The organism is Streptomyces sp. NPDC047130 (assembly GCF_040643475.1).
In the GTDB taxonomy this organism is placed as follows: domain Bacteria; phylum Actinomycetota; class Actinomycetes; order Streptomycetales; family Streptomycetaceae; genus Streptomyces.
The window spans coordinates 1-13,032 of sequence record NZ_JBEYUK010000053.1 but is presented as its reverse complement, the minus strand read 5'-3'; the positions used below and the strand labels follow the sequence as shown (position 1 = coordinate 13,032).

Below are 13,032 nucleotides of genomic sequence, written 5' to 3'. Positions count from 1 at the left end.
GAGGCGGGGCCGGAGCGGATCGGGGAGATTCTCCGTGAGGTGTTGCGGTTGTTCGCGGAGGGTGTGCTGGTGCTGCCTCCGGTGCGGGTGTTCGACGTGCGGCGGGCTGCGGATGCTTTCCGGTTCGTGAGTCAGGCGCGTCATGTGGGCAAGGTGGTGCTGACGGTTCCGGGTGGGTGGGAGCCGGAGGGCACGGTCCTGGTCACGGGAGGCACGGGCGCACTCGGCGCCCTCACCGCCCGCCACCTGGTCCGTGAACACGGCGTGCGCCACCTGCTGCTGACCGGCAGACGCGGCGCCGACGCCGACGGCGTGGAGACCCTCACCGCCGACCTGCGCGCCCTCGGAGCCGACGTCACCGTCGCCGCCTGCGACGTCTCCGACCCCGAAGCGGTCGCGACCCTCCTCGCCGGCATACCGGAGGAACACCCGCTCACCGCCGTGGTGCACGCGGCGGGCGTCCTCGACGACGGGCTGGTCGCCTCGCTCACCGAGGACCGGCTCGCGGCCGTCCTCGCCCCCAAGACCGCGGCCGCCGTCCTGCACGAGGCCACCGCCGGGACCGACCTGGCCGCCTTCGTCACCTACTCCTCGATCTCCGGAACCCTCGGCAGCCCCGGACAGGGCAACTACGCGGCGGCCAACGCCTACCTCGACGCGCTCGCCCACCACCGGCAGGCCCGCGGACTGCCCGCGCTCTCCCTCGCCTGGGGTCCCTGGTCCGGCGTCGGCGGCATGGTGGACGCCCTCACCGCGTCCGAGTCCGCCCGCGTCAACCGCTCCGCGTTCCCGCCGCTCACGCCCGAGCAGGGCCTCGGTCTCCTGCGGACCTCCCTGGCCCTGCCCGGCCCGGCGCTGCTCCCCGCCGCGCTGGACACCGCCCGGCTGACCGCCGCCCCGGCGGAACTGCCGCCGATGCTGCACGGCCTGGTCCGCCCGGCCCGCAGGACCGCCGAGCGTTCCACCGCCCCCGGCGGATTCGCCGAGCGGCTGCGCCGGCTGCCCGAGGAGGACCGCGCCCGCGCCGCCCTCGAACTCGTCCGCGGCCAGGTCGCGGCGGTGCTCGGCTTCGCCTCGCCGGAGGCCGTGGACACCTCCCGGCCGTTCAAGGACCTCGGCTTCGACTCGCTGACCTCGGTGGAACTGCGCAACCGTATCGGCCAGGCGGCCGGCCTCAGACTGCCCGCCACCCTGGTCTTCGACCACCCCACGCCCGAGGCGCTCGCCGCCCACCTGGTGGCGGAGATCCTCGGCGACCTCGACACCCCGGCGCCTGCCCTGCCCGCCCGGGCCGCCTCCGCGGCGGCCGACGACGACGACCCCATCGCCATCGTCGGCATGGCCTGCCGCTTCCCCGGCGGGGCCGACACCCCCGAGGCCCTGTGGCGGATCGTCGCCGACGGGACCGACGCCGTCGGCGACTTCCCCACCGACCGGGCCTGGGACCTGACCAACCTCTACGACGGCAACGAGGCGGCCGGCAACCGGCAGACCTTCGAGGGCGGCTTCCTCCACGAGGCCGCCGGCTTCGACCCGGCGTTCTTCGGCATCTCCCCGCGCGAGGCGCTCGCCATGGACCCGCAGCAGCGGCTGCTGCTGGAGACCTCCTGGGAGGCCTTCGAACGGGCCGGCGTCGACCCCGCCCTCCTGCGCGCCAGTTCCACCGGCGTGTACATCGGCACCGCCACCTCCGGCTACGGCATCGGCCGGTTCGACGTGCCCGACGGCTCCCGCCCGCACATCCTCACCGGCACCGCGACCAGCGTCATCTCCGGCCGCCTCGCCTACACCTTCGGCCTCGAAGGACCGGCCGTCACCGTCGACACCGCCTGCTCGTCCTCGCTGGTGGCGCTGCACCTGGCCATCGGCGCGCTGCGCCGCGGGGAGTGCACGATGGCGCTGGCCGGCGGCGCCACCATCATGACCACGCCGAGCATGTTCGCCGACGCGGCCCAGGGCGGCGCGCTCGCCCCCGGCGGCCGCTGCCGGGCCTTCTCCTCCGACGCCGAGGGCACCGGCTGGGGCGAGGGCGTCGGCATGCTCCTCGTCGAACGGCTCTCCGACGCCCGGCGCAACGGCCACCGCGTCCTCGCCGTGGTGCGCGGCAGCGCCGTCAACCAGGACGGCGCCTCCAACGGCCTCACCGCCCCCAACGGGCCCGCCCAGCAGCGCGTCATCCGCGCCGCCCTCGCCGACGCGGGCCTGGAGACCGGCGACGTCGACGTGGTCGAGGCCCACGGCACCGGCACGGAGCTCGGCGACCCCATCGAGGCCCAGGCCCTGATGGCCACCTACGGCCGTGGACGGGACGAGGACCGGCCGCTGTGGCTGGGATCGGTCAAGTCCAACATCGGGCACACCCAGTCGGCCGCCGGCGTCGCCGGGATCATCAAGATGGTGATGGCCCTGCGCCACGGCGTGCTGCCCCGCTCCCTGCACATCACCGAGCCCACCGGGCACGTCGACTGGGACGGCGGCGGCGTCCGGCTGCTGACCGGCGCCGTGGAGTGGCCGGACGCGGGCCGGCCGCGCCGGGCTGCCGTCTCGTCGTTCGGCATGAGCGGCACCAACGCCCACACCATCCTCGAACAGGCACAGCCCGAACCCGCGGAGCCCGGATCCGCGCAGCCCGAACCGGCGCGGCCCGGAACGGTGTCCGCCACGGACGGGACCGCGACCGAGCCCGGTGCCGGGCCCGGCACCGCGGCGGAGCCGCCGGTCGCACTGCCCTGGCTGCTCTCCGCCCGCACCCCCGACGCCCTGCGCGCCCAGGCGCGGCGGCTCGCCGACCACCTCGACGCCCACCCCGCGCTCGCCGACCGCGACGTGGCCCACTCCCTGGCCGCCACCCGCTCCCGCTTCGAGCACCGCGCCGTCCTCCTCGGCCCCGGCCCGCGCGAGCGGCTGACCGCCCTCGCCGACGGCTCGCCCGCGCCGGGACTGGTGACCGGAACGGCGGGCCGCACCGGCCGGGTGGTGTTCGTCCTGCCCGGCCAGGGCTCGCAGTGGCCCGGCATGGCCGACCGGCTGATGGAGGACTCCGCCTCCTTCCGGGACACCCTGCGCACCTGCGCCCAGGCACTGGAGGAGCACCTCGACTGGTCGGTCGAGGACACGCTGCTCGGCCGGCCCGGCGCCGCCGACCTCTCCCGCGTCGAGGTCGTCCAGCCCGTGCTGTTCGCGATGATGACCGCGCTCGCCGGCCTCTGGCGCGAACACGGCGTCGAGCCGGAGGCCGTGGTCGGCCACTCGCAGGGCGAGATCGCCGCCGCCCACCTGGCCGGTGCCCTCACCCTCGAGGACGCCGCCCGGATCGTCGCCCACCGCAGCCGCCTGCTCTCCCGGGTGGTCGGCCAGGGCGCCATCGCCTCCGTGTCGCTGCCCGCCGACCAGGCACAGGAACGGCTGGAACGCTGGGCCGGCGCGCTCAGCATCGCCGCCGTCAACGGGGTGTCGTCGGTCTCCGTCGCCGGTGACGAGGCGCCGCTCGACGAGTTCCTCGCCACGTTGGAGGCGGAGGGCGTGCGCTGCCGCAAGCTCCGCATCAGGGGCGCGGCGCACTCGGTCGTCGTCGAACCGCTGCGCGACGAGGCCCTCGAGGTCCTCGCGCCGGTCCGGCCCCGCGCCTCCCGCATCCCCTTCTACTCCACGGTCACCGGCGGCCTCCTCGACACCACCACGCTCGACGCCGACTACTGGTACCGCAACATGCGGCAGACCGTGCAGTTCGCCCCGGCCACCCGCGCCCTGCTCGCCGACGAGTTCGGCGTCTTCGTCGAGTGCAGCCCGCACCCGGCGCTCGGCGCGTCCGTCCAGGAGACCGCCGAGGACGCGGGCGCCCCCGACCCCGTGCTGCTGGGCTCGCTGCGCCGCGAGGAGGGCGGCCTCGAGCGGTTCTCCGTCTCGCTCGCCGAGGCCTTCACCCGCGGCGTCGAACCCGTCTGGAACTCCCGCGGCACCACCGTCGACCTGCCCACCTACCCCTTCCAGCGGGACCGCTACTGGTGGGAGCCGGCGGCCGACGAGCCGACCGGCGCCGCCGCGGGCGGCACGGCCGAGGAAGGCCGCTTCTGGGCCGCCGTGGAGGACGGCGACACCGAGGCGCTCGCCGAGTCCCTGGGCACCGACGCCCTCGCCCCCGCCCTCCCCGCGCTCGCGGCCTGGCGGCGGCGCTCCCACGAGCGGTCCACCGTCGACGGCTGGCGCTACCGCGTGGAGTGGAAGCCGCTGCCCCTCACCGGCCCCGCCCGGCCCGCGCTCACCGGCACCTGGGCGATCGTCGCCGGCCCGGCGCAGCGGGAACTCGCCGACCGGCTCGCCGCCCTCGTCGAACAGGCAGGCGGCGAGGCCCTGGTGACCCCGCCGGCCGGACCGACCGAGGAACAGCAGCCGGCCGCGGTGGTCTCGCTGCTCGCCCTCGACTCCGCCCCGCACCCCGACCACACCGGCATCAGCGCCGGAGCCGCCCACAACCTCGCCCTGCTGCGCGCCGTGGCGGCCCGCCCCACCCCGGTGCCGGTCCACCTGATCACCAGCGGCGCCGTCTCCGTCGGCCGCGTGGACCCGGTCCGGGACCCCGCGCAGGCCGCCACCTGGGGACTGGGCCTGGTCGCCGGACTGGAGCGGCCCGACTGCTGGGGCGGCGTCGTCGACCTCCCCGAGCACCCGGACGACCGGGTCCTCAACCGGCTCCTGCGGCTGCTCGCCCGCTCCGGCGAACCCGGCGGCCCCTCCGACGCCCCGGCCGCCGAGGACCAGCTCGCGCTCCGCCCCGCCGGCGTCTTCGCACGCCGCATGGTCCGCGCCCCGCACAGCGCACCGGTACGGTCCTGGCAGCCGGGTTCCACCGTGCTGATCACCGGCGGCACCGGCGGCGTCGGACGCCACCTCGCCCACCACATGGCCGACCGGGGAGCACGCAAGCTGGTCCTCACCGGCCGCCGCGGTCCCGACGCCCCCGGCGCCCGTGAACTCGCCGCCGAACTCACCGCCCGCGGCGTCGAGACCGTCGTCGCCGCCTGCGACGTCACCGACCGGGACCAGGTCGCCGCACTGCTCGCCCAACACCCCGCCGACACCGTGATCCACGCCGCCGGCGTGCCGCAGTCGACCGCGTTCGCCGACTGCGACGAGGCCGAGTTCGCGGCCGTGGCCGCCGCCAAGACCGAGGGCGCCCGACTCCTGGACGAACTCGCCGGCGACGTCGGCACGTTCGTGCTCTTCTCCTCCGGCGCCGGTGTCTGGGGCGGCGCCGGCCAGGCCGCCTACGCGGCGGCCAACGCCGTGCTCGACGCGCTGGCCCAGGACCGGCGGACCCGCGGACTGTCCGCCACCGCCGTCGCCTGGGGCGGTTGGGCCGAGGGCGGCATGGCCGACGACGGCCGCGCCGCCGCCGAACTCGGACGGCGCGGTCTGCACGCGATGGAGCCGCACCTCGCCCTCACCGCGCTCGACCAGGCCCTCGACGCCGACGAGACCTGCCTGACCGTCGCCGACATCGACTGGTCCCGCTTCACCCCCGGCTACACGGCGGCCCGCCCCCGACCGCTGATCATGGACATCCCCGAGGCCGAGGCGGCGCTCGCGGCACCCGCCACCGCCGCCGACGCGCCCGGCGAGACCGACGCGCTGCGCGACGCGCTCCTGGCGCTGAACGGACCGCAGCGCAACCAGCACCTGCTGGACCTCGTCACCGGGCACGCCGCCGCCGCCCTCGGCTACGCCGACGCCGGCAGGATCGACGCCGGCCGCGCCTTCCGCGACCTCGGCTTCGACTCGCTGATGGCCGTCGACATGCGCAACCGCCTGCAGAGCGCCACGGGCCGCAAGCTGCCGCCCACCCTGGTGTTCGACCACCCCACCCCCACCGACCTGGCCGACCACCTGCTCGCCGAGGTCCTCGGCGAGCAGGCCGCCGAGGACACCGCCGCCCGCGCCACCGGCACCACCGACGACGAGCCGCTGGCCGTGATCGGCATGAGCTGCCGCTACGCCGGAGGCGTCGACTCGCCCGAGGAGCTGTGGCGACTGGTCCTCGACGGCGTCGACGCCGTCGGGCCCTTCCCGGAGGACCGCGGCTGGGACCTGGACAACCTCTACCACCCCGACCCCGAGCACCCCGGCAGCTCCTACGTCAAGGAGGGCGCCTTCCTCGCGGACGCCTCCCACTTCGACGCCGCCCTCTTCGGCATCAGCCCCCGCGAGGCCCTGGCCACCGACCCGCAGCAGCGGCTGCTGCTGGAGGCGACCTGGGAGGCGATGGAACGCGCCGAGATCGACCCGTCGTCCCTGCGGGGCAGCGCCACCGGCGTCTTCGTCGGCACGTCGTTCGTCGGCTACGGCATCGGGGCGCAGGCCGCGGGCAGCGAGGCCGAGGGCTTCTTCCTCGCCGGCACCGGCACCGCCGCCGCCTCCGGCCGCATCTCCTACACCTTCGGACTCGAGGGCCCCGCCGCCACCGTCGACACCGCCTGCTCGTCCTCCGCCGTGGCCATCCACCTCGCCTGCCAGGCCCTGCGGCAGAACGAGTGCGACATGGCCGTCGCGGGCGGCGCCGCCGTCCTCGCCACCCCCGCCTCCTTCACCGAGTTCAGCCGCCAGCGCGGCCTCGCGCCCGACGGACGGTGCAAGCCGTTCGCCGCCGCGGCCGACGGCACCGGCTGGGGCGAAGGCGTCGGCGTGATCCTGGTGGAACGCCTCTCGGACGCCCTCCGCAAGGGACACCCCGTCCTCGCCCTGATCCGCGGCACCGCCGTCAACCAGGACGGCGCCTCCAACGGCCTGACCGCCCCCAGCGGCCGCGCCCAGCAGAAGGTCATCCGCCAGGCCCTCGCCAACTCCGGCCTGGACACCGCCGACGTCGACACCGTGGAGGCGCACGGCACCGGCACCACCCTCGGCGACCCCATCGAGGCCCGGTCCATCCTGGCCACGTACGGCCAGGACCGTCCCGCGGACCGGCCGCTGTGGCTCGGCTCGGTGAAGTCCAACATCGGCCACACCCAGTCGGCGGCCGGCGTCGGAGGCGTCATCAAGACCGTCATGTCGCTGCGCGAGGGCATCCTGCCCAGGACGCTGCACATCGACGAGCCGACCCCCCACGTCGACTGGTCCAAGGGAGCGGTCGAACTGCTGACGCGGACCACCCCCTGGCCCGAGACCGGCGGACGGCCCCGCAGGGCGGCCGTGTCCTCCTTCGGCGGCAGCGGCACCAACGCCCACCTGGTCCTCGAGCAGTACGTGCCCGAGCCCGCGCCCGCCCAGGACCCGCAGCGCGCCACCGGACCCGGCGGCGACCAGGCCGCCCCGGCCACCGCCCCCGCGTCCGCCCCCGCCCCCGTGTCCGTGCCGGTGTCCGGCGGCCGTCCCGAGCTCGACGGCGCCGTGGCGCCCTGGATCCTGTCCGCCCGCAGCGCCGAGGCGCTCCGCGCCCAGGCCCGCCGGCTCCTGGACCACCTCGACACCGGACCGGCCGTCCACCCCGCCGACCTCGCGCACTCGCTGGCCACCAGCCGCGCCCTGCTCGAGCACCGCGCCGCCGTGGTCGCCGCCGACGACACCGGCCGCCGCGCCGCGCTGGCCGCCCTGGCCCGCGGCGAGGCCGCGCCGCACCTGGTCCGCGGCGCCGCACGGCCCGGCAAGGTCGCCTTCGTCTTCCCCGGCCAGGGCGGACAGTGGGCGGACATGGCCGCCGAACTGATGGACACCTCCGAGGTCTTCGCCGCCGAGCTGTACGCGTGCGCCGAGGAGATCGCCCGCCACGTCGACTGGTCGCCGATCGACGTGCTGCGCGGCACCGACGACGCCCCGCCGCTGGACCGGGTCGACGTCGCCCCCGCCGTGCTGTTCGCCGTCACGGCGGCACTGGTCGCCCTCTGGCGGGCGCACGGCGTCGAACCCGACATGGTCCTCGGCCACTCGCAGGGCGAGATCGCCGCCGCCTACGTCTCCGGCGCCCTCACCCGCGCCGAGGCAGCCCGGATCATCGCCCTGCGCGGCACCGTCCTCCTCCCGGTGGCGGGCCTCGGCGGCATGGCCTCCGTCGCCCTGACCCCCGACCGGACCCGCGAACTGCTCGAACCGTGGGGCGCGCGGCTCTCCCTCGCCGGGATCAACGGCCCCGCCTCCTCCGTCGTCGCCGGCGAACGCCAGGCACTCGACGACTTCCTCGAAGCCTGCGAGAAGGACGGCGTCCGCACCCGCCGGGTCCGCGTCGATTTCAGCTCCCACTGCGCCCAGGTGGAGCCGATGGCCGAGGAACTGGCACGCCTCGTCGCCGACCTCGAACCCCGCAGCGGCACCGTGCCCTTCCACTCCACGGTCACCGGCGAACGGACGGACGGCACCCTGCTCGACGCCACCTACTGGCAGCGCAACCTCGCCACACCCGTCGACCTCGACCGGGGCGTGCGGGGCCTCGTGGAGCAGGGCGCCCGCTTCCTGGTGGAGATCGGCCCGCACCCCGTCCTCGCCCCCGCGCTCGGCGAGATCCTCGACGACATCCCCGGCCTCGACCCGGGCGAGGTGACCGTGCTCGGCACCCTGCGCCGCGACGAAGGAGGCCTGGAACGCTTCCTGCTGTCCGTCGCCGAACTCCACGTCCACGGCGGCACGGCCGACCTCACCGCCCCGCTCGCCGGCCTGCCCGTCCGGACCGTCGCCCTGCCGCCCTACCCGTTCCAGCGCGAGCGCTACTGGCTGGAGTCCGGGCCCGCGGGCGCCGGCGACCTCGGCGCGGCAGGCCTGGCCGGCACGGGACACCCGCTGCTGACCGCCGCGCTCACCCTCGCCGACGGCGAGAGCACCGTGTTCACCGGCCGGCTCTCGCTGCGCACCCACCCCTGGCTCGCCGACCACGCCGTGCTCGGCACCGTGCTGCTGCCCGGCACCGCCTTCGTGGAGATGGCCCTCCACGGCGGCGCGCAGGCCGGCTGCCCGGTGCTGGAGGAACTGGCCCTGGGAGCACCGCTGGTGCTCGGCGAGCACGACTCCGTCGCGGTGCAGCTCACGGTCGGCGCCCCCGGCGAGGGCGGCCGCCGCGAGGTCTCCGTCCACGCCCGCGACGCCGACCTCCCCGATGCCCCCTGGGTCCGGCACGCCACCGGCACCCTGGCCCCCGCCGCGCCCACCGCCGAACCGCCCGCCGGGGACCTGTCCGCCTGGCCGCCGCCGGGCGCCGAACCCCTCGCCCTCGACGGCTTCTACGAGGCGATCGCCGACGTGGGCTACAGCTACGGTCCCGCCTTCCGCGGCATGACCGCCGCCTGGCACCGCGACGGGGAACTCCTCGCCGAGGTGCGGCTCCCCGAGGGACAGCCCGCCGACGGCTTCGCCCTCCACCCCGCCCTGCTCGACGCCGCCCTGCACGGCATCGGCCTGCTGCGCGGCCTGCGCGCGGAGGGCGGCACCGAACGGCCCGCCGAACTCCCCTTCATGTGGCGCGAGGTGACCCTGCCCGCCACCGCCTCCCGCACCCTCAGGGTGCGGCTCACCGAGTCCGCCGACGGCGTCGGCCTCGCACTCCACGACGACCTCGGCGCCCCCGCCGGCGGCGTGGGCGCCCTGGTGGCCCGCCCCGTCGGCGCCGAACTGTCCGCCGCCCGGCGCGCCCTGGCCACCACCCTGTTCCAGGTGGAATGGGCGACCGAGGTGCCGCCCCCGGCCTCCGCGATCGGCGACGACGCCTACGACGTCGCCTCCTTCACCGACCCGGTCACCGGCGCCAATCACGATCCCGGCGCCGACCCGGCCGCCGCCGTCGAGGAGGCCGTCACCCAGGCCCTCGCCCTGGTCCGCGAACGGCTGGGCGACGAGGGCGACGGCGGCGACGCCGAGCGCCCGCTGGTCGTCGTCACCCGCGGCGCCGTCGCCACCGGCGACGACGACCTCACGGACCTGGTCGCCGCCCCCGTCCGGGGACTGATCCGCTCCGCCCAGGCCGAACACCCCGGCCGGTTCCTGCTCGTCGACCTGGACCCGTCCGCCGGCCCGGACACCGGCGCCGGCCCCGCCGCCCTGCACGCCGCGGTCACCGCCGCGCTCGACGCGGGTGAGACCGACGTCGCCGTACGGGACGGCCGGGTCCTCGCACCCCGGCTGACCCGGATGCCCGTCCCCGAGGCGACGGCGCCCACCGGCCTGGACACCCCCGACGGCACCGTGCTCGTCACCGGCGCCACCGGCACCCTCGGCCGCGCCCTCGCCCTGCACCTGGCCCGGCACCACGGCGTGCGCCACCTGCTGCTCCTCAGCCGCAGCGGGCCGGACGCGCCCGGCGCCGGCGAACTGGTCGCCGAACTCGCCGAGCTGGGCGCCGAGGCCACCGTGGCCGCCTGCGACATCGCCGACCGCGCGGCCCTGGCCCGCACCCTCACGGCGATCCCCGACGCGCACCCGCTCACCGCGGTCGTCCACACCGCCGCCGTCCTGGACGACGGCGTGCTCACCGGCATGACCGACGAGAGCGTCGCCCGGGTCCTCGCGCCCAAGGTGCGGGGCGCCGTCAACCTCCACGAACTCACCCTCGACCACGACCTCACGGCGTTCGCGCTCTTCTCCTCCGCCGCCGGTGTGCTGGGCGGCGCGGGACAGGCCAACTACGCGGCCGCCAACGTCTTCCTCGACGCCTTCGCCGCGTACCGCCGCCGGCTCGGGCTGCCCGCCGTCTCGCTGGCCTGGGGCCCGTGGGCCGAGCGCACCGGCCTGACCGGGACCCTCACCGAGGCCGACGTGCAGCGCGTCGCACGGTCCGGGATGGGCGCCCTCTCCACCGAGGACGGCATGGCCGCCTTCTCGGCGGGCTGCGCGGCAGGCCGGGCCCTGGTGGTCCCGGCGGCGTTCCAGCCCGCCGCCCTCCGCGGCCGCGGTCCGGTGCACCCGCTGCTGCGCGTACTGGCGCCCCGCGACGAGCAACGGGCCGGTTCCACGGGCGGCGGCGACCCGGCCGCGCTGCGGGCCCGGCTCACCGGAGCTCCGGAGGCCGAACAGCGGCGCGTCCTGCTCGACCTGGTGCGCGGCCAGCTGGCCGCCGCCCTCGGCTTCGCGTCGCCCGCCGCCGTCGACGCCGACCGGGGCTTCCTGGACATGGGCCTCGACTCCCTCACCGGCGTCGAGCTGCGCAACCGGCTCTCCGCCGCCACCGGGCTGCGGCTGCCCGCCACGCTGGTCTTCGACCACCCCACGGCCGCCGACGTCGCCCGCCACCTCCGCACCCAACTGGCCCCCGAACCCGGGCGGGCGGTGGACGGCCTGCTGGCCGAACTCGCCCGCCTGGAGGCCGGCCTGGACCGGATCGAGGCCGACGAGGAGGACCGGGCCCGGGTGACCGCCCGGCTGCGCGCCCTGGCCGGCCGGTGGGCCGCCGGGCAGGACGGCCGGGACGAACCGGAGAAGGACCTGGACGCCGCCTCGGCGGACGAGGTCTTCGCCCTGCTGGACAACGAGTTCGAAACGTCATGAGAGGACGCGGGCAGCAGATCATGGCCGACACGAACCCGGACCAGCAGGAGAAACTGCTGGCCTACCTGAAGCGCGCCACGGCGGAACTGCGCGACGCCAACCGCCGCGTGCGCGACCTGGAGGAGCGCGCGACGGAGCCGGTCGCGGTGATCGGCATGGCCTGCCGGTACCCCGGCGGCGTGCGCTCCCCGGAGGACCTGTGGGAACTGGTGGCTTCCGGCACCGACGCCCTGGGCCCGCTGCCCACGGACCGGGGCTGGGGCGCCCCCGCGCCGTCCGCGGCACCACGCGGCGGATTCCTCTACGACGCGGGCGAGTTCGACGCGGCGCTGTTCGGCATCAGTCCCCGTGAGGCCGCCGCCACCGACCCGCAGCAGCGACTGCTCCTGGAGGTGTCCTGGGAGGCGGTCGAACGCGCCGGCATCGACGTCCGCTCGCTGCGCGGCGGACGGACCGGCGTCTTCACCGGCGCCATGTACCACGACTACCCGTCGGTCATCGATCCCGCGGCGCTCCACGGCTACCTGGGCACGGCCAACGCCGCCAGCGTCCTCTCCGGCCGGGTCTCCTACACCTTCGGGCTCCAGGGCCCGGCGGTCACCGTGGACACGGCCTGCTCCACCTCGCTGGTCGCCCTGCACCTGGCGGCCCAGGCACTGCGCGCCGGCGAGTGCGACCTCGCCCTCGCCGGCGGGGTGACGGTGATGTCCGCGCCCACCATGTTCTCCGGCTTCGGCTTCGAGGAGGGCAGCGCCCCCGACGGCCGGTGCAAGTCGTTCGCCGCCGCGGCCGACGGCACGGGCTGGGGCGAGGGCGTGGGCGTGCTGCTGGTGGAACGCCTGTCGGACGCGCGCCGCAACGGGCACCGGGTGCTCGCCGTGGTGCGCGGCTCCGCCGTCAACCAGGACGGCGCGTCCAGCGGCTTCACGGCGCCGAACGGCCCCGCGCAGCAGCGGGTGATCCGCGCCGCGCTGGCCGCCGCCGGCCTGGGCCCGTCCGAGGTGGACGCCGTGGAGGCGCACGGCACCGGCACCAAGCTGGGCGACCCCATCGAGGCGCAGGCGCTCCTGGCCACCTACGGGCAGGACCGTGACGAACCCCTCTACCTCGGCTCGCTGAAGTCCAACATCGGGCACACCCAGGCCGCCGCCGGCGTCGGCGGCGTGATCAAAATGGTGGAGGCGATCCGCCGGGGAGTGCTCCCCGGAACGCTGCACGTGGACGAGCCCACCCCGCACGTGGACTGGTCGGCGGGCGCGGTGGAACTCCTCACCGAGGCGCGCCCCTGGCCCGGAACGGGCCGCCCGCGCCGGGCCGGCGTCTCCTCCTTCGGGGTGAGCGGCACCAACGCCCACGTGGTGCTGGAGGCCGCCCCCGAGGACGAACCGGGCGGGCCCACCGGCCCGCCCGGGGCGCGGCCCTTCCTCGTCTCGGGCCGTTCGGCCGCGGCGTTGCGGCGGCAGGCGGAGCGGCTGCTGCCGGTGGCCGGGGAGGCGGAGCCGTCGGACGTGGCGTTCTCGCTGGCGACGGGGCGTGCGGCGCTGGAGCACCGGGCGGTCGTGGTCGGTGGTGACC

Annotated in this window: 2 protein-coding genes; both read left to right on the top strand. The window is 76.6% G+C overall.

All coding sequences use genetic code 11. From position 1 onward, the window contains the following. Nucleotides 1-18: 18 nt before the first annotated feature. Nucleotides 19-11,457: a type I polyketide synthase gene (locus ABZ836_RS30140; RefSeq protein ID WP_361147514.1), complete on the top strand. Its 11,439-nt coding sequence runs from the start codon at nt 19-21 to the stop codon at nt 11,455-11,457. 20 nt (nt 11,458-11,477) lie between these two features. Then, nucleotides 11,478-13,032, top strand: a 1,555-nt coding sequence (locus ABZ836_RS30135; protein ID WP_361147511.1) for a beta-ketoacyl synthase N-terminal-like domain-containing protein, incomplete at its 3' end; no start/stop codon positions are given.